This is a genomic window from Limosilactobacillus mucosae DSM 13345, from assembly GCF_001436025.1.
GTDB lineage: Bacteria > Bacillota > Bacilli > Lactobacillales > Lactobacillaceae > Limosilactobacillus > Limosilactobacillus mucosae.
The window spans coordinates 101,457-124,880 of record NZ_AZEQ01000001.1; the positions used below are offsets into that span (position 1 = coordinate 101,457).

Below are 23,424 nucleotides of genomic sequence, written 5' to 3' on the forward strand. Positions count from 1 at the left end.
GATCTTCATGAGATAGGGCTTGGTTGAACAGTTTCATGTTCATGTCGCTTGTTCCATGTTAAAATGGGAAATATGAAAATAAAATGATAATGGGTTAGATCGCACTTGATGATTTAACCTTTTAGAATCATTGTAATGGAGGAAATGACGCTTAATGGCGAACGTACTGAAAAAGTGGATTGAAAGCGATCGACGAGAACTGCGCCGGATTGATAAGATTGCCAATCGGGTGGAAAGATACGCCGATCAAATGAGTAAGCTGACGGATGAACAGCTGCAGGCCAAAACGCCGGAATTCCGAGAACGCTATCAAAAGGGCGAATCACTCGACGACATGCTGCCCGAAGCCTTTGCGGTTGCTCGTGAGGCTGCCAAACGAGTTTTAGGACTGTACCCTTTTCACGTCCAGATTATGGGGGGTATCGTTCTTCACGAAGGCAATATTGCAGAAATGAAGACTGGTGAAGGTAAAACCCTGACGGCTACGATGCCGGTCTACCTCAACGCAATCTCTGGCGAAGGGGTGCACGTCATCACCGTTAATGAATATCTTTCCAAGCGTGACGCGACGGAAATGGGACAGCTGTATAACTGGCTGGGCTGCTCAGTTGGCGTCAACAACTCTGAGATGGACCCTGATGAAAAGCGCAAAGCCTACCAATGCGACATCATGTACTCAACCAACAGTGAGATTGGTTTCGACTACCTGCGTGACAACATGGCTGTCTATAAAGAAGATCAAGTGCAGCGTGGCTTGAACTTTGCCATTGTCGATGAGGTTGACTCAATTTTGATCGACGAGGCGCGGACGCCATTGATTATTTCCGGGCCAGGTACGGGGACGTCGAAGCTTTATCAGCAGACCGATCGTTTCGTCAAAAAACTGAAAAAAGACGTTGACTACAAGATTGATTTGGAATCAAAGACGGTTTCGCTGACTGATGAAGGGATCAAGAAAGCTGATAAGTACTTTAATCTGGATAACCTCTACAACCCAGAGAACACGGCTTTGACGCACCACCTGGATCAAGCTTTGCGGGCCAACTACATCATGCTGCGCGACAAGGATTACGTGGTCTCCAAGGATAAAGAAGTCCTGATCGTTGACTCGTTTACTGGACGGATCATGCAGGGGCGGCGTTTTTCAGACGGTCTGCACCAGGCCATTGAAGCCAAAGAGCACGTGCCGATTCAAGAAGAAAACAAGACGATGGCTAACATCACTTACCAAAACCTGTTCCGGATGTACAAAAAGCTTGCCGGGATGACGGGGACGGCCAAGACCGAGCAGGAAGAGTTCCGTGAGATCTACAACATGGAAACCATCTCGATCCCAACCAACCGTCCCGTTGCGCGGATTGACGAGCCAGATCTGCTCTATCCAACGTTGGAAAGCAAGTTTAGGGCGGTCGTCAAGCGAATCAAAGCGCTGCATGAAAAAGGCCAGCCAGTCTTGGTCGGGACGGTTGCGGTGGAAACTTCGGAATATCTGTCAGCAATGCTGGACAAAGAAAACATCCCGCACGTGGTCTTAAACGCTAAAAATCACGCCAAGGAAGCTGACATTATTAAAAATGCCGGTCAGGTTGGAGCGGTTACCATCGCTACCAACATGGCCGGTCGAGGAACCGACATCAAGCTGGGGCCAGGCGTACGTGAACTGGGCGGTTTGGCGGTTATCGGGACTGAGCGTCATGAAAGTCGCCGAATCGACAACCAGCTGCGGGGACGCTCGGGACGTCAGGGTGATCCGGGAATCTCTCAGTTCTATCTGTCACTGGAAGACGACTTGATGCGTCGCTTTGGTGGCGATCGCATCAAGGCCTTCTTGGAACGGATGAAGGTTGAAGACGAAGATGCCGTGATCAAGAGTCGTTTCTTGACGCGGCAGGTTGAATCAGCTCAAAAGCGGGTTGAAGGTAACAACTACGACTCACGAAAGAACGTTCTGCAATATGATGACGTCATGAGAGAGCAGCGTGAGATCATCTATAAGGAGCGTCAGCAGGTCATTACTGAGGAAAAATCCTTGAAGTGGGTCTTGATGCCGATGGTTGAGCGGACGATTCAGCGAGAGGTTGATCAGCATACGCTTGGCGATCAAAAAGACTGGAAACTGCAGGAAATCGTCGACTTTGCCGTTGAAACGCTGGTAAAGCCGGATCAGATCAGCATCAAGGATCTGCAGGGCAAGTCGCAATCAGAGATCGTCAAGTACTTGATGAGTCTGGCCAATGGCGTTTACAAAGACAAGCAGCGTCAGCTTTATGATCCAGCACAGATGCTTGAATTTGAAAAGGTCGTTATTTTGCGGGTCGTGGACTCTCATTGGACCGATCATATTGATGTGATGGATCAGTTCCGTCAGTCGGTCGGGCTGCGGGGCTATGGTCAGCTTAATCCGTTGGTCGAGTACCAGACGGCTGGCTACCACATGTTTGAACAGATGATTGCCGATATTGAATATGAAACGACGCGTCTTTTCATGAAGTCGGAAATCAGACACAACGTTGAACGATAAAACCAAACAGGTACGGCAGCAGGGCGCCAGGCACGGTACCGCTGTCGTATTTTTGCTTATTGAAAGGATGAATCACTTTGGAACTAAGTGAAGCCAAGAAAAATTTAGAAGCAATGCAGGCTGAGGTTGCACGCTTCGGGAGGTCTCTTTGACCTGGATGCCTTAAACGAGCGCATTGCCGAAAACGAGCACCGGATGACGGATCCGAATTTTTGGAACGACAACGAAACCGCTCAAAAAGTTATCAACGAGAACAACGATTTAAAGGCCAAACGCGACACCTACGTCCATTTAAAAGAACAGCTGGAAAATCTGCAGACGACGATTGAGCTGCTGAGCGAAGATACTGATGATGAGCTGCAGTCAGAGTTTGAGCTTGATTATGCGGCAACGCAAAAAGAGCTGCAGGAGTATCGGCTGACGCAGCTGCTGGATGGACCATATGATGACAAGAACGCAATCCTGGAAATTCATCCCGGTGCTGGTGGTACCGAGGCCCAAGACTGGGGTGCAATGCTGCTTAGAATGTATGTTCGCTGGGCGGAGCGGCATGGTTTTGTCGTAGAGACGGCCAACTATGAAGTTGGCGAAGAAGCCGGGATTAAAAGCGTGAGTCTGCTGATCAAAGGGCGCAATGCCTATGGGATGCTGCGCAGTGAAAAAGGCGTGCATCGACTGGTAAGAATCTCGCCGTTTGATGCGGCCAAGCGTCGTCACACCTCATTTGCCAGTGTTGACGTCATGCCGGAACTGGACGACAGCGTGCAGATCGATATTGATCCATCCGATCTGCGGGTCGACACTTTCCGTTCATCGGGTGCCGGTGGTCAGCATATCAACAAGACCGAGTCAGCCGTCCGGATTACTCACTTGCCGACTGGGATCGTGGTGGCCTCGCAGGCTGAGCGCTCGCAGCTGCAAAACCGGCAGACGGCCATGAGCATGCTGAAGTCCAAGCTTTATGAATTGGAAGAAGAAAAGCAGGCTAAGCAGCGTGCTGAGATTGAGGGCGTTCAGCTGGATATTGGCTGGGGCTCTCAGATTCGCTCCTATGTCTTTCAGCCTTACACGATGGTCAAAGACAACCGCAGCGGCTATGAGACTCATGACGTGCAGGGGGTAATGGATGGCAACCTGGATCCATTTATCAATGCCTACCTGCAGTGGAGATTGAGCAAAAAGAATCCGCATTAAAGCAGATTGTGATGAAAGCGAAAACAAAGTAAGATAGATAAAGAAAGGAAGGAAAAATCTTGACCAGAGAACAGCGTTACAAACAAAAGCGGCGGCTGACTCGTTCGGCAAGCGATCGCTATCTTGCCGGCGTCTTTGGCGGCTTGGGCCAGTATTTTAAGATCAATCCCAAATGGCTGCGAATCGGCTATGCGGTTTTGACGGTTCTGACCTCAATCGTTCCCGGAGTTTTGATCTATCTGTTGATGGCAGTTATCATGCCAGCAGATCCACAACCTTTCAATTTCTTTGATTGGCTGAATCGGGCCAAGACGCCTGAACACAAGCAGGAGCCGCGGCGAGTACTGCATGATGTTGAAGAACATGACGTTAAATCAGGAAGGAAAGATTAATGGGCTTTTTCAAGAGCGTTTTGATTGATGCCGTTTTGTTTATTGCCTTGGCCGGACTCTTTGCTCAGACCGGTATGTTTTACGTTTCCAGCGTTGGCGTGGCATTGTTGGCCAGCTTGGTTTTAGCAGTCTTGAATGCACTGGTAAAGCCATTTTTGCTGCTGATTTCTTTACCAATCAACGTTTTGACGCTGGGCCTTTTTAGTATTGTGATCAATGGCTTTATGCTGATTTTGACCTCAAGCGTTGTTGGCAAGAGCGTCTTTTACTTTTCATCGCTGGGGTCGGCCATGCTGATTGCCTTGATTATGTCAGTATGCAATACGATTATTGCCAACCACTTTGTAGAAAGTTAATTATCGGGAAGTGAATAAAAATGCCAGAAAGCGTAACTGTTGAAGAGTTAGTCAAAAACGTCCGACTTAAAGTGCTGCAAGGGGAAGACTATCTGCAGCGTCCAATCGTCACCAGCGACATCTGCCGGCCTGCATTGGAGTTTGCCGGCTATTTTACCCACTATCCAGCTGAGCGCATTCAGCTGCTGGGAATTACGGAAACCTCATTTGCCAAAGATATGACGCAGGCGCATCGGACTGAATACATGACAAAAATGTGTATGCCGCAGACGCCATGTTTCGTAATCTCAACGGACCTGCCGATTCCAATTGAACTGTCAAAAGCTGCCGAAGCAGCCCATATTCCGATTTTAGGTACGCATTTGACGTCATCACGGATTCTAAGCAATATGACCTCCTATCTGGTGGGCTGTTTGGCCAAGCGTCAGTCGCTGCATGGGGTCTTGGTTGATATCAATGGGATCGGGGTCTTGATTACCGGTGATTCTGGGGTCGGCAAATCAGAAACGGCCTTGGAACTGGTTCGGCGTGGTCATCGTCTGGTTGCCGATGATCGGGTTGAAGTCTATGCCAGAGACGAACAGACGCTGGTTGGCTCAGCCCCGGCCATTCTTGATCACTTAATGGAAATTCGCGGGATCGGGATCATTGACGTGATGAATCTGTATGGTGCCGGAGCCATTATGGAAAGCGACATCATCAATTTTATCGTTCACCTGGAGACCTGGACGCCGGATGCTCAGTTTGATCGATTGGGCGATCGCGGTGATACGCAGACGATTCAAGGCGTCATCATTCCTAAAGTCTCAATTCCGGTTAAGACAGGGCGGAATCTGGCCATCATTATCGAATCGGCAGCAATGAACTACCGGGCTGAAACGATGGGATACGACGCTACCAAGACCTTTGATGACAATTTAAATCGCTTGATTCAGCAAAATTCGGCCCACGATACGCAGGTAAAGGAACAAAAGCAGGAAAATGAGCATGATTAATACGCTCTTAAGCTTAGATCCAATTGCCTTTCAGTTGGGGACAATTAAGGTCCACTGGTATGGTATCATTATTGCAACCGGTGTCGTTCTTGCGCTGTGGCTTTCAATTCGGGAAGGCAATCGTAAGGGAATCGATGAAGAATATTTTTACGACTATCTTTTATGGGCGCTGCCAATTGCTGTGATCTGTGCCCGCATCTACTATGTTGCATTTCAATGGCCATATTATTCTAAGTTTCCAGGCGAGATTATTGCCATCTGGGACGGAGGCATTGCCATCTATGGTGCAATCCTAGGTGGCTTTTTGACGCTGTATTTCTTTTGTCGTGCCAAGAAAATATCTGCTTGGACGATGCTGGATATCATTGCACCAACCGTTATCATGGCACAGGCAATGGGACGCTGGGGAAACTTTTTCAATCAAGAGGCATTTGGGAAGGTTACGACTCTGGCGGCATTAAAAGCTCAGCATCTACCAGCCTTTATCATTAATCAGATGTATATTGGCGGGCATTATCGCGTGCCAACGTTTTTATATGAATCGCTATGGGATCTGGCAGGCTTTTTGCTATTGGTAAGTCTGCGTCATCGTCCGCATCTGTTCAAGCAGGGCGAAATCTTTTTGACCTACGTTATGTGGTATGCATTTGGCAGATTCTTTATTGAAGGAATGCGTACGGACAGCTTGATGCTGGGACCTTTGCGAATCTCGCAGGTCTTATCGGCAGTCCTTTTTATCGGCGCATTAACGGTTTGGATAGCGCGGCGCCATTCAAAACAATTACCATGGTATGCCGCATCGTTGAAAGGAGAAAAATAAATGAGTAACAAAATTGCTGTTTTAGGTGCTGGATCTTGGGGCAGTGTGCTGGCCAATCTTTTAGTCGGCAATAATGAAGAGGTCATGCTTTGGTCACGCGACTCAGAACAGGTAGTCACGATGAACCGCTGGCACATTAACCCTCAATACATGAAAGACTTCAAGTACTCACCTGATCTAAAGGCAACCGACGATATGGAAGAAGCCGTTCGGGATGCCGAATACATCCTGATGGTAATTCCAACTAAGGGACTGCGTGAGGTTGCCGGCAATCTTAATAAGATTCTGGTTAAGCTGGATCAAAAGCCGCTTTTGATTCATGCCACTAAAGGTCTGGAACAAGAAACCTACAAGCGGCCTTCTCAAATGCTGGCTGAAGAGATTGATGAGGATCATCGGCAAGACATTGTCGTCCTTTCAGGTCCAAGCCATGCAGAAGACGTTGCCATTCAGGATATGACGGCAGTTACGGCTGCCTGTGCCAATCTGACGGCTGCCGAGCGTGTCCAAAAACTGTTCTCCAACAACTTCTTCCGGGTCTACACCAACGATGACGTAATTGGTGCCGAATTTGGCGGAGCTTTAAAGAATATTATCGCAATCGGTGCCGGCGCGCTGCAAGGGCTGGGCTACAAGGACAACGCACGGGCTGCTTTGATTACGCGTGGCTTGGCCGAGATTCGGCGGCTGGGCGTGGCATTTGGCGCTAATCCGTTCACGTTTATCGGCCTTTCTGGGGTCGGCGACTTAGTGGTTACGGCAACCAGCAAGAACTCACGCAACTGGCGCGCTGGCTATCAACTGGGGCAGGGCCGCCAGCTGGAAGATGTCATCAGCAACATGGGAATGGTGATTGAGGGAATCTACACTGCCAAGGCTGCCTATGAGCTGGCTCAAAAACGCAATGTCAAGATGCCGATTACTGAGGCGCTTTACCGGGTGCTTTATGAAGGCGAAGATATTGAAACGGCCATTACCAATCTGATGAGTCGGAAGGCTACTTCAGAAATGGAATAAATAATTTGCCATAAGTATGGTAAAATGTAAGCGTGTAACTATTCTGCTATGAAGCTGAAAGGATTTTTTGATAATGAAACAAGTTCGTAAAGCAATTATTCCTGCAGCTGGCCTGGGAACGCGGTTTTTACCAGCTACCAAGGCCTTAGCCAAGGAAATGCTGCCAATTGTTGATAAGCCAACGATTCAATTTATTGTTGAAGAAGCTCGCAAGTCAGGCATTCAAGATATTGTTGTCGTTGATGGCAAGAACAAGCGCTCGATTGAAGATCATTTTGACTCCAACCCAGAGCTGGAAGACAATCTGCGCGACAAGCACAAGGATGAGATGCTGAAACTGGTTCAAGAAACCACTGACATTAACATTTACTTTATTCGTCAATCTCACCCACGTGGCTTGGGGGATGCTGTTTTGACAGCACGCGACTTTATCGGTGACGAACCATTCGTCGTGATGCTTGGTGATGATTTGAACAACATCAACAACAACGGTACGCCATTGACTAAAGAGCTGATCGACAGCTATCACGAAACTGGTGCTTCAACCCTGGCCGTAATGCGCGTGCCTCATGAAGATACCTCTAAGTATGGTGTGATCAACCCAAGCAAGGAAGTCAAGCCGGGGCTTTTCAACGTCACGAGCTTTGTGGAAAAGCCAGATCCAAAAGACGCGCCAAGTGATCTGGCAATCATTGGCCGTTACGTCTTTACGCCAGAAATTTTTGACGTTTTGGCTAAGACCAAGCCAGGCAAGGGTAACGAGATTCAATTGACGGATGCCATCAACACGCTGAACAAGACGCAGCGGGTATTTGCTCATGAATACAAGGGTGATCGCTATGATGTCGGCAACAAGTTTGGCTGGATCGAGACCAACATCGAATATGGTCTGAACCACCCAGAAGTTAAAGACGAGCTGCGTGAATACATTAAAGAGCTTGGGGCCAAGATGTCTGCTGAAGACAAGGCCAAGAAGTAATTAAAAAATGGGATGCTGATAAAAAGCATCCCATTTTTTATTAACTAACAAAAAGTAAGCAAAACGATAGACAAATAATCTTAAACCAAGTAAGATATCATTAATCATTATTTATACGGAGGAACAACATGGCAGAAGAAAAACAAACCAATTATGACGTAATCGTGGTTGGCGCTGGTCCTGCTGGGATGACCGCGGCTCTGTATGCCTCAAGAGCCAACTTGTCCGTTTTGATGCTGGATCGCGGGATTTATGGCGGTAATCTGAATAACACGGCAGCAATTGAAAACTACCCCGGCTTTAAGACGGTTCAGGGACCTGAACTGGCACAGGATATGTATCAAGGGGCGACGCAGTTTGGTGCCCAATATGCTTATGGTACGGTTGAAAAAGTTGAGCTTGCAGGCGATTTGAAGCAGCTGACGACCGACATGGGCGACGTCTTTACTGCTAAAGTATTGGTAATTGCAACGGGAACTCAGCAGCGGCATATGGGAGTTCCTGGTGAAGAAGAATATGGCGGCCGCGGCGTATCCTACTGCGCGGTATGCGACGGCGCCTTTTTTAAGAACAAGCACGTAGTCGTCGTTGGCGGGGGCGACTCAGCAGTTGAAGAGGGGATGTATCTGACTCAGCTGGCAAAAAAGGTAACGGTAGTAGTTCGGCGTGACCAGCTGCGAGCTCAGCCACTGATTCAAGAACAGGCTAAGCAAAACGACAAGATGGAATTTATCTTCAATACTCAGGTTACCGAAGTACTTGGCGATGATAATAAAGTCGTGGGCGTTAAGACGCATGACTCCAAGACTGGCAAGGATGCGGAAATACAAGCCGATGGGGTCTTTATCTATGTTGGCAGCGTGCCGATGACCGCTCCGTTTAAGGATTTGGGTATCTTAAACGAGCAGGGCTATGTTAAGACCAATGATCTGATGGCAACCAGCCTACCAGGTGTTTTTGCCATTGGTGACGTTCGTGAAACGCCGCTGCGGCAGATTGCAACTGCAGTTGGCGATGGCGCGATTGCCGGTCAGCAGATCTATCAATACTTGATGAATCATTAAAAAAAGGATGGGATTTGTCCCATCCTTTTTATGTTACTTGCCTTCCTTGGCAGCTTCTTGACTTTCAGCGTACTTTTGCTTGATGTAGTTGGCTGATGTCTGCAGTTTTTCCAGCTCTTCGTCAGTCAGATCCAGTTGAACCTGTTCTAAAATACCATCGCGGCCAACTACGGCAGGGTAGGAAAGATAAGTCCCGTATTCCTCACGATAGTTGGATACTGGCAGTTCGGTGTGGGCATCAGAAAGAATCGTGTTGACCAGACGAACGGCAGCCGTTGCAACCCCGTAGTTGGTGTACTTCTTGCCACGGAAAACGGTAAAGCCGCCAACTCGGGCCTCATGATCCAGACTATCCAGGTCCAAGCCGCGATCCTTAGCCAGTTCAGTGATTGGCTGATCCAATACGCGAACCGTTGACCAGGCAGTAAATTGAGAGTTCCCATGTTCACCCAGGTTGTAGCCGGTCACGGAACGAGGATCCAGATGCAGACGCTGAGCAACGGCCCGCTTCATTCGTGCCGAGTCAAGCAGCGTTCCCGTACCGATGACATGATTCTTTGGCAGGCCGGTAACTTCTTGATAAATTGAAGTAATCACGTCAACTGGATTGGTAATTACGACCATCTTGCCATGGAAGCCGGATTCTTTAATCTTTTGAGCGACTTCACGGACTTGAACGCGCGTAAATGGCAGTTCGGCAAAGCGGTCATCGTCTTTGTTGTCCTGCAGCTTGATATTGCCGAGTGCTGAAACCACAACATCGGCATCTTTCAATTGCGAATAGTCGTTAACGAAGATGTTGGTGTGGTTCTTCAGGTTTGGCATTGCGTCGTAGAAGTCCAATGCGTCGGCTTTGACTTTAGCTTCGTTTTTGTCAATCAGTACCAGGTCGTCAACAAAGCCACAGGCCACAATATAATGAGCAACTGCGGCACCAACGTTTCCCATTCCGATAACAGCAACTTTTCGACTCATACGGACATCTCCCTTTAAATTAGAATTAAAACTTATTTTTTAATGTTTTTCTAATATTAACGCTATTTTTTATAAATGTCTATGAAAATTTTGCTGAAAATAGCAAAGATTTCTTGATTTGACCATGCTAAGATTAGAAAAACAGATGAAATGATTGATACGAAAGGATGGTTTGCCTTGGGATGCTATCTAATCAGCGACTTAGATCATACCCTGCTTAATGAACAGGGAAGGCTGAGCTCAAGAACGATTCTTACGGTTGTTAAAAGCCAGTTGCCGCTAATGCTGGCTTCAGCGCGGATGCCGATTCAAATGCTTGACCTGATCAACCAGCTGCAGCTGACTGGACCACAGACGGCTTTGAATGGCGCGGTTATTTTTCAGCCGGCTGTTCATGAATTTAGGGTTTTAGAGCAGCATGCAATTCCGGATCAGACGGCACAAAAGCTACAGAACTTGGTTAAAACCGAATTTCCTGAGCTGAACTTTACCTGGATGGATGCCGAAAGCTGGCATGTTTCAAAGCTTGACCAACAGATTGAAACAGAGATTTTTTATACGGGCATTCAGCCGCTTTTTGATGTCGATCAGCGGCCGCTAAAAAACGTGCTGCAGATTTTGTTGATTATTGAAGATTCAAAACGGCTCAAAGAGGTCAAAAAACGGCTTATCGCGAGCTATTCAAATGAAATCTCAATTCATGAGGCCGGCGATGGTTATTTAACGATCAACGCCGCAGCTGTCAATAAAGGGTGCGCTGCTCGCTATCTGATTGAGCATGAATTGGCGGACTATGATCAGCTGGTCGCATTTGGTGATGATGAAAATGACCTGACTATGCTCAAAAGCGTTGCCCATCCAGTTGCCATGGCAAATGCCAGTCAAAGTGTCAAAGAAAGCGCTGAAATAATTGCTTTAAGCAATGAAGAGGATGGTATAGCCCAAATTATTGAACGAATTGCACCAAACAAGTTCTAAGTGCGGTATACTTAAGTTACTGTGATACAGGTGATTATAATTTAAGGAGATGTCATTGTGAGTTGGAAAGATACCTACCAGACTTGGCTTGATCGCAAAGACCTGGAACCAAGCTTGAAGCGTCAATTGGCAGCAATGAAGGACGAAAAAGAAATCGAGGATGCCTTTTATGGTCCGCTTTCGTTCGGTACGGCGGGCATGCGGGGATTGATGGGCCCTGGTATCAATCGGATGAACGTCTACACGGTTCGTCAAGCTACGGAAGGCCTGGCTCAATTCATGGATACGCTGGGCGATGAAATCAAGCAGCGCGGGGTTGCTATTAGCTACGATTCCCGTCATAATTCACGCTTGTTTGCCCATGATGCTGCTCGTGTCTTGGGAGCCCACAATATCAAGGTCTACATCTATGACAATCTGCGGCCGACCCCAGAGCTGTCATTTGCCGTTCGCTACCAGCATACTTATGCCGGCATTATGATTACGGCCAGCCACAACCCTAAGGAATACAATGGTTACAAGATCTATGGCGAAGATGGCGGTCAGATGCCACCTAAGGAATCTGATTTAATGACCAGCTACATCCGCAAGATTGATGATATTTTCGACATCAAGCTGGCAGATGAACAAGCAATGCTCAACAGTGGTCTGGAAACCATCATGGGCGAAGATGTTGACGCTGCCTATCTGGAAAATGCCAAAACGGTCACGATCAACCATGAGCTGGCTAAAAAGTATGGCAAGGAAATGAAGTTTGTCTTTACGCCATTGTGCGGTACGGGACGGATGCTTGGCGAACGGGCCCTGCGTCAAGCCGGCTTTACCAACTATGAGGTTGAGCCGTTTGAAGGTCAGCCAAACGGAGACTTTCCTGGTTTGGAACATCCTAACCCAGAATTCCCTGAAGCATTCGTTCGTTCAGAAAAACTGGGCAAGCAGGTCAATGCCGACATTCTGATTGCCACTGATCCGGATGCCGACCGGTTGGGATGCGCAATTAGGCAGCCAGATGGCGAATACCTGCTCTTGACTGGTAATCAGATTGCTTCGATCATGCTGCACTACATTTTGGAAGCGCACAAACAAGCGGGTACGCTGCCAGCCAATGCGGCGGCCGTTAAGTCAATCGTTTCGACTGAGTTTGCCACCAAGATTGCTGAAGATTACGGAGTCAAGATGATTAACGTTTTGACCGGCTTTAAGTGGATTGCCGATCAGATTCACCAATATGAAACCAAGCACAACCACACGTTTATGTTCGGTTTTGAAGAAAGTTTCGGCTACCTGATCAAGCCATTCGTTCGCGACAAGGATGCCATCCAAACTCTGACGCTGCTGGCAGAAGTGGCTGCCTACTACCGGAGCCGCAACATGACGCTGTACGACGGTCTGCAGGAATTGTTCCAAAAGTACGGCTACTTCCAAGAAAAGACGATTGCCAATACCTATGCCGGTGTTGAAGGTCCAGCCAAGATCAAGAATCTGATGAAGAAGTTCCGTGAAGAAGCGCCAACGCATTTTGCTGGTCAACAGGTTGTAGTAACGGAAGACTTCTCCAACAATACCAAGACGCTGGCTGACGGTACGGTTGAAGAGCTGGGAATTCCTGAATCGAACGTATTGCGCTACGTTTTGGCTGATGGTACCTGGATTGCCATTCGTCCTTCTGGTACGGAACCAAAACTCAAGTACTACATTGGTACGAGTGCTGATACGCTGGTGGGCGCCAAGCAGAAACTGGCTGACTTTGAAAAGGCACTGCAAGAATTTGCTGAAGCCTAGCTAAGCTGAAAACGACTTGCGGGAAACCACAAGCCGTTTTTTCTATATAATATGAAAGCAGGTGATCCGATGGGAATGCACGAGTATTTAAAAAGTTTAAGCGATCTTGAGATGATCAATCGTGCGCCGGGATACTTTAAGTTTGAGCAGCATAACGTAGCGGCGCATTCATTTAAGGTTACGCAGGCGGCACAGATGCTGGGCGATATTGAAGAACAATCCGGCAATGAGGTCGATTGGCGCTCGCTTTATGAAAAGGCCTTGAACCATGATTATACGGAACGTTTTATCGGCGACATCAAGACGCCAGTGAAGTATGCCACGCCTGAGCTGCGCGAAATGCTGGCCAAGGTTGACGACTCTTTGACGGATAACTTTATTGAAACCGAGATTCCGCCAGAGTTTCGCCAGGCTTATCGTCGTCGGTTCAGTGAAGGCAAGGATGACAGCTTGGAAGGGCGGATTCTGTCGGTAGCCGACAAGATTGATCTGATGTATGAATCGTTTGGCGAGATTCAAAAGGGCAATCCTGAGCCGGTCTACATGGATATCTATCGCTCTAGTCTGGAGTCGATCATGGAGTTCCATGAGATGGCCAGCGTAAAGTACTTCTTAAAAAAGATTCTGCCAGAACTTTTAAAAGACAATGCCGGGACACAAAGCCAAACCCAATTGGCTGTGATTACTACGCAGATAATTCAGCGCTGATCAAAAAAGATTCTGCTGAGCAGGCAGAATCTTTTTTTAGTGGATTAATCTGAATGGTACCAGCAATTGGACGTGTCGCTGACTGGTCGTTAAAGAGCTGAATGAATCTACGGATAACAACGCATTAAAAAGACTTTTTTGAGCTGGGATCAGCAGATAAGGCCAGGCCGCCTGCAAACTTGTCATAACTGGCGATGCTGAAACAATCTCGCTAAACCAGCGATGAGCCAGGGCAAATGCGATATCGTTTAGGGCAGCGGCGAAGTTCTGGATGTCATTGATATGAGCCAGATCAGCGTCTTGGTTCAGAATTTCATGATCATGCGCCAGATCGCGAGCCAGGGCAATCAATGGAACGATTCCCGTCTGCAGCAGAAAATAGTCCTGCTCGTCATGTGATTGACCATAATAAAGCTGCAGCGTCTGCCAGGGCTGCTGAGTGCCAATAACGTCAAGCAGCGCGGCCACGACTGCTTTTGTCTGAACTACGGTTTGATCAGACCGATCACGCGTCGAATTAGCATAGCTGGTCAGCAATTGATTGGCAAATCTGGTTGAGCCAGCGAATCTTTTAGGATCAGTCATGAATTCTTCGGTAAATGAAGGGATCGAATGATGAATCCTTTGAGCCGCAATGCGACTGCGCTGTTCGTCAAAAGCAGTGAAGGTATCAAGTCCCAGGGGTGAGTAAAAAAATTCGGTCTCGCCTGGTTTGAGCGGTGAAGATGAAAAAGTTTTTAAAATGTAGTCATGAACTGGATCGCTGGAGAATTCCTGCAACAGCTGTTCAAACAATTCATCTGGAATCATACGCGCCATCCTTTCTAATCTGGATCTTCGCCAGCTAGATCAGCATCCAGCGACATTGCCATGATAACTCGGCCGTGCAGATTCCAATAGTCGGCACGGGTCGGAAAGTCGTCTTGAAGCGTCCACCGTTCAAAATGGCGATCTGGCTGTAAAAACAAGGTATCACTGGCAGCTGCCTCGCCTTGATCGGGCTGTTCGGTCATTTCCAACGCTAAGGCATGGAACAGGGTAAAGACCCATTGATCAAACTGATGGTAGTTGGTTGAAAAAAGATCGTTGGCAGAAAAGTTGAAAGCCGTCTCCATTGAATGTGCTAAGTGGTACAGTGGTGCAAAACCAGCAGTAAACATCTGGTAGTCATGATGCATTGGATCGGTGCCAAAAAAGCACAGCAGGGCATGATCCAATGAAGTCGTGCCTACATGATCCAGCAGCTGGGCACTGACTCGCCAGATATGAATCGGCTGACCAGTCAGCTCCTCCATCCAGCGCGTGGCCTGAACCGTTGAGTAGCGATAGTCGTTTTCATTGAAATCCTGGCTAAAGCTTTGGGAAAATGCCAGCTGCTGAAGATTTTCGGGAATGCCGGCTTTTTGCTGTGCCAATCGGGAACGCTCATTCAATTCCAGCCGCGCACGATCATAGGCAGTAATCGTTGCTTTAGTGGGGCGAAAAATAAATTCGGTCCGCCCCGGTTCTAAAAGCGGTGAGCGAAAAAATTCCGTCAGATAATTGGTATGCTGATTGAAGCGATAGGTAAGATATTCACGTTCTAGTCCTTTACACATAGCTGGCGTAACAAACATGCCAAACATCCTTTCCGATAGACTGATAAGATAACTAATTCTTTCACGTTTTTCGCGGTTTGACAAATAAATGCAATTTGCGCGTCAATCACCTATAATTTAAGAAAACGCTACCTCAAGGAGGAATTGGAATGGATAAGCCAACGCGTCGTCGGATTGATGGCCAGATCTTATTATCAGGGCTGGCTAATTTTGCCATGTTTGTCGGCGGTTTTTGTCTGGCCGGCAAGCATATGGGCTGGATGGCGGTTATGCTGCTGATCTATTTAGCAGCTACCGGACTGCAGTTTTATCTAATGGGTAAATTAGCCGTTGAACAGCGTCACGATGATTGAAAGTGCGCTATACTGGATGAAAGAATAATTTAAAAAGGAGCCCTTTGCCAATGATTTTGACTTTTGCCGTCAATGGCACGCTATTGGATGAAACGCCATTTTTTGAAAAATTAAAAGCACTTGCTGAAGAACCAAAACTGGATGCAGAACAGGTGGCTTTTGCCTATCGTTTTTATCAGGCCCGTCTGCAGTATGGCCAGGCCTATCAAGATGCCAAGACGATTTTAAAACAGACTTTGATGCTGATGGATGTTCAGTTTAATGATCGGGGCTGGTTTGCTCGTCACTATGAAGAACTGCTGGCTGCCCAAAAAGAACTGTCGCCATTTGATGATGCGTTAAAAGCGCTGCCGCTGCTCAAGCGCCACAATAAGCTATATGCAGTTGCCAACACTGACAATGATATTGCGCAGGCTCAGCTGCAAGTGCTTGATGAATGGCTGGATGGTATTTTAACGGCTGAACAGGCACAGTCCTACCAGCCGCAAGCTGCCTTGTTTGAGCGAGTTGCTGAAAAACTTGATTTTGACCATCAAGCGCATGCTCACATTGGCAGCGACTATTGGCAAGACATTAAGCCGGCTGCGGATCGTTCCTGGCATAATGTCTGGATCAATCGTCAGGCAATGGCCAACTCGCGGATGTACAAGCATAACAAGGCTTTGCCGACTCTGGAGAAATTGCCGGACTATATCGCACGCGTGGCGCCAGATATGGAAGAACGTGCTGGACGCCAGTCAAACTAAGCAAGATAAGCTGCCAGAACAAAGGCAGCTTTTTATTTTGAAATGATCTGAAAATGATAGTGCAAATCATTAGACGAATAAACGTTCGTGTGATAGACTTGTACCGATTTTATTAAGGTAACAGCCATCAACCGTCTGCAAGGGGGAAAAACTTTGATTTATCGTCAGCCAGATCGACCATTTGAATTGATTTCTGACTACCAGCCAACCGGCGATCAGCCCGAAGCCATCGCGCAACTGACGCAAGGGCTAAAAAAAGGCGAGCACGCTCAGATTTTGCTGGGAGCCACGGGAACAGGCAAGACGTTTACGATTTCAAACGTTATTGCCAAAGCCAATAAGCCAACGCTGATTTTGTCGCATAACAAAACGCTGGCTGGTCAGTTGTATGGTGAAATGAAAAAATTTTTCCCTAATAATGCAGTTGAGTATTTCGTTTCATATTACGACTACTATCAGCCCGAAGCCTATGTACCATCCAGTGATACTTATATTGAAAAGGATGCCTCAATCAACGATGAGATCGACAAGCTGCGACACGCGGCAACCAGTGCGCTTTTGGAACGCAATGACGTAATTGTCGTTGCCTCGGTTTCTAGTATCTTTGGCTTGGGTGATCCGCGCAAATATCGCGATCACGTTCTGTCGCTGCATGTCGGCCAAGAAATTGAGCGTAATCAGCTGTTAAGAGATCTGGTCGAGATTCAGTTTGATCGCAATGATATTGATTTTCAGCGAGGCCGTTTTCGCGTGCATGGCGATGTCGTTGAGATTTTCCCAGCTTCACGCGATGAGCGGGCACTGCGCGTCGAGTTTTTTGGCGATGAGATTGACCGGATTCGTGAGGTTGATGCCTTGACTGGCGAGATTATCGGCGATCGTGAGCAGGTCTCAATCTTCCCAGCTACACACTTTTTAACCAGTGATGACATTATGGATACCGCTTTGCCGCAAATCGAGGCTGAAATGAAAGAACAGGTCGCAAAATTTACCCAGGAAGGCAAACCGCTAGAAGCCGAGCGAATTCAGCAGCGAACGACCTATGATATTGAAATGATGCGTGAAATGGGCTACACCAACGGCATTGAAAACTACTCGCGTTACATGGACGGCCGCAAGCCAGGCGAGCCGCCGTTTACGCTTTTGGATTTCTTCCCTAAGGATTTTCTGTTGGTCGTTGACGAATCGCACCAGACCATGCCACAGGTGCGCGGAATGTATAATGGCGATCGGGCCCGTAAGCAGCAGCTGATCGACTATGGATTCCGACTGCCGAGTGCATTGGACAACCGGCCGCTTAAGCTGAGCGAGTTTGAGGAACGGGTCAATCAGGTCATCTACATGTCAGCCACGCCTGGACCATATGAGCAGGAACAGACTGATCACGTTGTTCAGCAGATCATTCGGCCAACTGGACTTTTGGATCCTAAAGTTGAGGTTCGCCCGGTTATGGGACAGATTGATGATCTGGTTGGCGAAATCAATCAGCGGATCGAAAAAAATGAGCGGGTCTTGATTACTACTCTGACCAAGAAAATGTCAGAAGACTTAACGGATTATCTAAAAGATCTCGGCTTAAAAGTCAAGTATCTGCACAGTGACATCAAGACCTTGGAAAGAACGCAGATCATTCGTGAACTCCGGTTGGGTAAATTCGATGTGTTGGTCGGAATCAACCTGCTGCGGGAGGGTCTGGACATTCCGGAAGTTTCGCTGGTCGCAATTTTGGATGCGGATAAGGAAGGCTTCTTGCGTAATGAACGCTCCTTGATTCAAACTATTGGGCGGGCTGCCCGTAATGCCAACGGTCAGGTCATCATGTATGCCGATACGATTACTGCATCGATGCAGGCCGCTATTGATGAGACGAAACGGCGGCGTGAGATTCAAGAAGCCTATAATCAAGCCCACCATATCGTACCTAAGACTATAATCAAGCCGATTCAAGAAGCAATTACTGCAGTTAAGCCGGCTGAGGATGCTGGTGAGATCGAGCATGATACTGAGTTTACGGTTAAAGATTTCAAGGCTTTGGCAAAAGACGAGCAGCAGAATCTGCTAGCTGAGCTGACTGAGCAGATGCGTTCAGCCGCTAAACGACTTGACTTTGAACAGGCCGCCACGCTGCGCGACACAATTATGGAGCTTAATGCGGCAGTCAAGAATAAAAAAACCAAACAAGCTAAACAATGAAGCTAGGGGGATTTGGCAATGGCCAACGATAAAATTGTGGTGCATGGCGCACGTGCCCACAACCTAAAAAACATTGACGTGACGATTCCTAAAAATAAGCTGGTCGTAATTACCGGGCTTTCCGGATCTGGAAAAAGCTCGCTGGCCTTTGATACCCTGTATGCAGAGGGGCAGCGGCGCTATGTGGAGAGCTTGTCGGCCTATGCGCGGCAGTTCTTAGGACAGATGGATAAGCCGGATGTTGATTCAATTGATGGACTGTCACCGGCGATCTCGATCGATCAAAAAACGACTTCTCATAATCCGCGCTCAACGGTTGGGACGGTGACCGAAATCAATGACTTTTTACGGCTGTTATGGGCTCGTGTAGGAACGCCAATCTGTCCTAATGATGGCAGCGTGATTGCCAGCCAGTCCGTTGATCAGATGGTTGATCGGGTCATGGAACTGCCAGAGCGAACACGGCTGCAAGTGTTGGCGCCGATTGTCCGTGATAAGAAAGGAACTCAAAAAAGCGTTTTTGAAAAAATCAAAAAAGCTGGGTTCGTACGGGTTCAGGTTGATGGTCAAACCTATGATCTAGAAGAGGTTCCAGCACTGGACAAAAATAAGAAGCACACCGTTAACGTCGTGGTTGACCGGATCATTATCAAACAAGGCATCCGTTCACGCCTATTTGATTCATTTGAAGCTGCCCTGCGCTTGAGTGACGGCTATGCCACGGCGGATGTGATTGGCGGCGAACCGTTGATGTTTTCTGAACAGTATGCCTGTCCAATCTGTGGCTTTACGGTTGGCGAGCTGGAACCGCGGTTGTTTTCATTTAACGCGCCACTGGGGGCCTGTCCGGAATGCGAGGGGCTGGGCAGCAAGTTGGAGGTCGATGAGGAGCTGGTCGTGCCGGATCGGAAAAAAACGCTGCGTGAAGGGGCGATGCTGCCTTGGAACCCCATTTCTTCACAGTATTATCCCAAAATGCTGGAACAGTTTTGTGACTCAGCAGGGATTGACATGGATGTTCCATTTGAGAAACTGTCTGCCAAACAGCAAAAACAAGTGCTTTATGGCAATGGCGAAACCACTTTCCATTTCCATTATGAAAACGACTTTGGCGGCGTGCGGGATGTTGACGTTCCATTTGAAGGCGTGATTAATAACGTTAAGCGTCGCTATCGGGAAACCAATTCTGACTTTACGCGCGAACAGATGCGCAAATACATGACTGAGCTTCCTTGTCCGGCCTGCCATGGCTATCGCTTAAATCAAAAGGCACTGGCGGTTAAGATCATGGGCCAAAACATTGGTGAGGTCTCAGAGCTGCCAATCAGCAAGGCAATTCCGTTTTTTGAATCGGTTGAGCTTTCACCAGCCAAGGCCAAGATTGCTCAGCCGATCTTAAAAGAAATTCTGGATCGGCTGACTTTTATGGCCAATGTTGGCGTTGAATATCTGACCCTGAGTCGAGCCGCACGGACGCTTTCCGGTGGCGAGGCGCAACGGATTCGGCTGGCTACCCAGATCGGTTCGAATCTTTCTGGGGTAATGTATGTCTTAGACGAGCCGTCAATCGGGCTTCATCAGCGCGATAACGATCGATTGATTGCCTCGCTCAAAAAAATGCGAGATCTTGGCAATACGCTGATTGTCGTCGAGCATGATGAGGACACGATGCGGGCTGCCGACTATATTGTTGATATTGGTCCTGGCGCGGGTGAAAACGGCGGTCAGGTCATGGCAGCGGGAACGCCTAAGCAGATTATGCGCTCACGTAAATCACTGACTGGACAGTATCTTTCTGGCAAACAGCAGATTCCGGTACCAGAAAAGCGGCGAACGGGTAATGGCAATTTTATTGAGCTTAAGGGTGCGCGCGCCAATAATCTCAAAAACATCGACGTTAAGTTTCCATTGGGCGAATTTATATGCGTTACCGGGGTTTCTGGCTCCGGCAAGTCGACACTGGTCAACCTGATCTTAAAACGAATCCTGGCACAAAAACTCAATGGTGCATCAGCAAAGCCGGGAAGCTATCAGTCAATCAGCGGTCTGGAAAACGTTGAAAAGGTAATCGATATTGATCAATCGCCAATTGGCAGAACGCCACGCAGCAATCCGGCAACCTATACCGGTGTTTTTGATGATATTCGTGACCTGTTTGCTCAGACCAATGAGGCTAAACTGCGCGGCTACACCAAGGGACGCTTTAGCTTTAACGTTAAGGGCGGTCGCTGTGAGGCCTGCCGAGGCGACGGGATTTTAAAGATTGAAATGAACTTCTTGCCGGATGTTTATGTACCATGCGAGGTCTGTCACGGTACGCGCTATAATTCTGAAACGCTGGAAGTTGAGTATAAGGGCAAAAACATTGCTGAAGTTTTGAAAATGACGGTTTCAGAAGCTTTGGAATTTTTCAGTGCAATTCCTAAGATTCGGCGCAAGCTGCAGACGATTGAGGATGTTGGTCTGGGCTACGTACAGCTGGGGCAGCCGGCAACAACGCTTTCTGGTGGGGAAGCCCAGCGGATGAAACTGGCCAGTGAGCTGCATCGCCAATCGAATGGCAAGAGTTTCTATATCCTTGATGAGCCGACAACTGGTCTGCATATGGCAGATATCAAGCGGCTGTTGGGCGTCTTACAGCGCTTGGTTGATGCCGGGAATACGGTTTTGGTGATTGAGCATGATCTAGACGTAGTGAAATCAGCGGATTGGCTGATTGATCTGGGTCCAGAGGGTGGCGAGGCTGGCGGCTTTGTCGTAGCAGCCGGAACGCCAGAAACGATTGCTGCAGTACCTGAAAGCTACACAGGACAGTACTTGAAGCCAATGCTCGAGCGGGATCGACAAAGAAAGGCTCAGCAGGAAAAATAAATGAACTTTAAAATATAAAGGGATTAAGCTTAGCTGCATAAAGGTGCACTAAGCTTTTTCTATGTTTATGATTGAAATTGCAATGCCATTATATTAAGATTAAAACATTATAATTTCATTAAAGTAAAGTTAAAGCGGAGGTCTTGCAGATGGATCTGAACAACATTCATACAGGAAAAAATATCTCACTGAATGGTCATACGATTTTGATTGGCTTAATGGCGGACCCGATTCGTCATTCAATGTCGCCAACCATGCACAATAATGCTTTTGCCAAGCTGGGGCTTAATTATGCCTACCTCTGTTTTGAAATTGACAATCAAAAGCTGCCTAAAGCCATTGATGCTATCAGAACGCTGGATATGCGCGGCTCAAACATCTCAATGCCCAATAAACAAAAAGTAATCCCTTACCTTGATCGCTTGGATGAGTCAGCTGAACTCTGCCAAGCCGTTAATACCATTGTCAATGATCACGGCATTTTAACCGGGTACACGACGGATGGGATCGGCTTTATGCAGTCATTAAAGGATGAAGGATTGGACATTACCGGTCAAAAGATGGTGCTGACTGGAGCTGGCGGGGCCGGAACGCCGATTGCCATGCAGGCAGCTATTGAGGGAGTTAAAGAAATCGCCTTATTCAACATTGATGACGACAAATGGGAAAATGCCGTTCGCAATGTTAAGATCATCAACGAAAAAACGGGTGCGCATGCCACGCTGCATCATCTCGAAGACCAGGCCGACTTAAAAAAAGAACTGGCCAGCTGTGATATCTATGTAGATGCAACAGGAGTGGGCATGAAGCCATTGGAAGACATGACTTTGGTTGAAGATCCAACGTGGTTCCACCAAGATATGATCGTTTATGATACGGTCTATGCGCCGCGTGAGACCAAATTAATGCAGGTTGCCAAGCAGGCCGGCGTCGATCACGTCTTTAATGGGCTGGGAATGATGCTGGAACAGGGGGCAGCAGCCTTTAAGCTTTGGACTGGCCAAGATATGCCGGTTGAATACATTCGCAATCTGCTTTTTAAAGAGGAAGACTAGATGAAAAAAGTAAAGCTGAATAACGTTGTTTTGGGCGATGGAAGTCCCAAGATTGCCGTTCCGATTGTGGCCACGGAACAAGCGGCAATCATTGAGCAGGCAAAAACGGTTTTAGCCGCTCAGCCGGATGTCATCGAATGGCGGATTGATTTTTTGGCTAGCGTTTTAGATCCAGAAAAACTAAAGACGGCTGCTCTCGACCTAAGACAAACGTTGGGTGAGACGCCGCTTTTGACTACGTTTCGCACGGCTAAGGAAGGCGGCAATCTAGCCGTTGATGATGAGACGTATTTTCAAATTGTACGCCTGGTAGTTGAAAATGAACTGACGACGGCCATTGATGTTGAGTTATTTCATCCAAAAGAAGGCGTTATGCGAATCGTTAAGTTGGCTCATGATCATGGCATCAAGGTAATCATGAGCAGTCATGACTTTAAGCAGACGCCAACTGACTGTGAAATCTACTATCGACTTCATAAAATGGCTGATCTGGGAGCTGATGTCGCCAAGATTGCCGTGATGCCTCAAAATCCTGCTGATGTTTTGACGCTGCTGTCGGCCACTCACCAGGCCAATGAAAAACTGGACCTGCCTTTGATTACCATGGCAATGGGAGATTTAGGCAAGGTAACGCGGATTGCCGGTGCAGTTTTTGGATCGGCGTTGACGTTTGGCACGGTTGGTACGGCTTCAGCGCCTGGTCAGCTGAGCATTGCTGATTTAAGGCAGGCTTTAGCCAATCTAAGAATTTAATTCATTAGGCATTCTGGAAGCCATTGGTCGCTTCAAGAGTGCCTTTTATTTAGATGAAAAAGACTTCAAAATTA

Annotated in this window: 21 protein-coding genes; 18 read left to right on the forward strand and 3 right to left on the reverse strand. The window is 47.7% G+C overall.

All coding sequences use genetic code 11. The features are described from left to right. The first annotated feature begins 154 nt into the window (after window positions 1-154). From secA to trxB, 9 genes are all read left to right on the forward strand, one after another. Window positions 155-2,521, forward strand: coding sequence for a preprotein translocase subunit SecA (secA, locus tag FC47_RS00505; RefSeq protein WP_033934323.1), 2,367 nt, complete (start codon window positions 155-157; stop codon window positions 2,519-2,521). Window positions 2,522-2,598: 77 nt separating this feature from the next. After that, a protein-coding gene (prfB, locus tag FC47_RS00510; protein ID WP_109588322.1) for a peptide chain release factor 2 occupies window positions 2,599-3,715 on the forward strand; the annotation gives its coding sequence in 2 pieces (ribosomal slippage) (window positions 2,599-2,658 and window positions 2,660-3,715; 1,116 coding nt in all). Window positions 3,716-3,774: 59 nt separating this feature from the next. After that, window positions 3,775-4,107, forward strand: a complete 333-nt coding sequence (locus tag FC47_RS00515) for a PspC domain-containing protein (RefSeq protein WP_006500420.1) — start codon at window positions 3,775-3,777, stop codon at window positions 4,105-4,107. After that, complete coding sequence (locus FC47_RS00520; protein ID WP_006500419.1) at window positions 4,107-4,463, forward strand: phage holin family protein; 357 nt, start codon at window positions 4,107-4,109, stop codon at window positions 4,461-4,463. The genes FC47_RS00515 and FC47_RS00520 overlap by 1 nt, the downstream gene beginning before the upstream one ends. Before the next feature lie 20 nt (window positions 4,464-4,483). After that, on the forward strand, window positions 4,484-5,458 hold the full coding sequence (hprK, locus tag FC47_RS00525; RefSeq protein ID WP_033934325.1) for an HPr(Ser) kinase/phosphatase: 975 nt from the start codon (window positions 4,484-4,486) through the stop codon (window positions 5,456-5,458). Next, the gene (gene lgt, locus FC47_RS00530; RefSeq protein ID WP_033934326.1) at window positions 5,451-6,278 is read left to right on the forward strand and encodes a prolipoprotein diacylglyceryl transferase; all 828 of its coding nucleotides are present in this window, start codon (window positions 5,451-5,453) and stop codon (window positions 6,276-6,278) included. The genes hprK and lgt overlap by 8 nt, the downstream gene beginning before the upstream one ends. Further along, the gene (locus FC47_RS00535) at window positions 6,279-7,295 is read left to right on the forward strand and encodes an NAD(P)H-dependent glycerol-3-phosphate dehydrogenase (RefSeq protein WP_033934327.1); all 1,017 of its coding nucleotides are present in this window, start codon (window positions 6,279-6,281) and stop codon (window positions 7,293-7,295) included. A 73-nt stretch (window positions 7,296-7,368) separates the two neighbouring features. After that, window positions 7,369-8,274: a UTP--glucose-1-phosphate uridylyltransferase GalU gene (gene galU, locus FC47_RS00540; RefSeq protein ID WP_006500415.1), complete on the forward strand. Its 906-nt coding sequence runs from the start codon at window positions 7,369-7,371 to the stop codon at window positions 8,272-8,274. A 128-nt stretch (window positions 8,275-8,402) separates the two neighbouring features. Beyond that, on the forward strand, window positions 8,403-9,338 hold the full coding sequence (gene trxB, locus FC47_RS00545; protein ID WP_006500414.1) for a thioredoxin-disulfide reductase: 936 nt from the start codon (window positions 8,403-8,405) through the stop codon (window positions 9,336-9,338). 33 nt (window positions 9,339-9,371) lie between these two features. Here trxB and FC47_RS00550 read toward each other — a convergent pair whose 3' ends face one another. Continuing rightward, window positions 9,372-10,313, reverse strand: coding sequence for an L-lactate dehydrogenase (locus FC47_RS00550; protein WP_006500413.1), 942 nt, complete (start codon window positions 10,311-10,313; stop codon window positions 9,372-9,374). A gap of 150 nt (window positions 10,314-10,463) precedes the next feature. Between FC47_RS00550 and FC47_RS00555 the strand changes: the two genes are divergently transcribed. The 3 genes from FC47_RS00555 to FC47_RS00565 all read left to right on the forward strand — a co-directional run bounded on the left by FC47_RS00555 (window position 10,464) and on the right by FC47_RS00565 (window position 13,781). Next, window positions 10,464-11,291 carry a Cof-type HAD-IIB family hydrolase gene (locus FC47_RS00555; protein WP_081036711.1) on the forward strand — a complete coding sequence of 276 codons (828 nt, stop codon included), beginning with the start codon at window positions 10,464-10,466 and terminating at the stop codon, window positions 11,289-11,291. A 57-nt stretch (window positions 11,292-11,348) separates the two neighbouring features. Beyond that, window positions 11,349-13,073, forward strand: coding sequence for a phospho-sugar mutase (locus FC47_RS00560; protein WP_048345424.1), 1,725 nt, complete (start codon window positions 11,349-11,351; stop codon window positions 13,071-13,073). A 69-nt stretch (window positions 13,074-13,142) separates the two neighbouring features. After that, window positions 13,143-13,781 carry an HD domain-containing protein gene (locus FC47_RS00565; protein ID WP_033934330.1) on the forward strand — a complete coding sequence of 213 codons (639 nt, stop codon included), beginning with the start codon at window positions 13,143-13,145 and terminating at the stop codon, window positions 13,779-13,781. Window positions 13,782-13,817: 36 nt separating this feature from the next. Here FC47_RS00565 and FC47_RS00570 read toward each other — a convergent pair whose 3' ends face one another. Both FC47_RS00570 and FC47_RS00575 read right to left on the reverse strand, forming a co-directional pair. Then, window positions 13,818-14,591, reverse strand: a complete 774-nt coding sequence (locus tag FC47_RS00570; protein ID WP_056967521.1) for a hypothetical protein — start codon at window positions 14,589-14,591, stop codon at window positions 13,818-13,820. 14 nt (window positions 14,592-14,605) lie between these two features. Then, complete coding sequence (locus FC47_RS00575) at window positions 14,606-15,397, reverse strand: hypothetical protein (RefSeq protein WP_056967522.1); 792 nt, start codon at window positions 15,395-15,397, stop codon at window positions 14,606-14,608. A 131-nt stretch (window positions 15,398-15,528) separates the two neighbouring features. On the opposite strand from FC47_RS00575, the gene FC47_RS00580 reads away from it, so the two are divergent. From FC47_RS00580 to aroD, 6 genes are all read left to right on the forward strand, one after another. Beyond that, window positions 15,529-15,732 carry a hypothetical protein gene (locus FC47_RS00580; protein WP_006500407.1) on the forward strand — a complete coding sequence of 68 codons (204 nt, stop codon included), beginning with the start codon at window positions 15,529-15,531 and terminating at the stop codon, window positions 15,730-15,732. Window positions 15,733-15,782: 50 nt separating this feature from the next. Next, a complete protein-coding gene (locus FC47_RS00585) occupies window positions 15,783-16,478 on the forward strand; it encodes an HAD family hydrolase (RefSeq protein WP_056967523.1) in 696 nt (231 codons plus the stop codon). A gap of 153 nt (window positions 16,479-16,631) precedes the next feature. Beyond that, complete coding sequence (gene uvrB, locus FC47_RS00590; protein WP_056967524.1) at window positions 16,632-18,671, forward strand: excinuclease ABC subunit UvrB; 2,040 nt, start codon at window positions 16,632-16,634, stop codon at window positions 18,669-18,671. Between the two features lie 18 nt (window positions 18,672-18,689). After that, window positions 18,690-21,542 (forward strand): excinuclease ABC subunit UvrA, encoded by a 2,853-nt coding sequence (gene uvrA / locus FC47_RS00595; RefSeq protein ID WP_056967525.1) that lies wholly within the window; start codon window positions 18,690-18,692, stop codon window positions 21,540-21,542. 149 nt (window positions 21,543-21,691) lie between these two features. After that, a complete protein-coding gene (locus tag FC47_RS00600; RefSeq protein WP_006500403.1) occupies window positions 21,692-22,597 on the forward strand; it encodes a shikimate dehydrogenase in 906 nt (301 codons plus the stop codon). Next, window positions 22,598-23,350 carry a type I 3-dehydroquinate dehydratase gene (gene aroD, locus FC47_RS00605; protein WP_056967526.1) on the forward strand — a complete coding sequence of 251 codons (753 nt, stop codon included), beginning with the start codon at window positions 22,598-22,600 and terminating at the stop codon, window positions 23,348-23,350. Window positions 23,351-23,424: the final 74 nt, after the last annotated feature.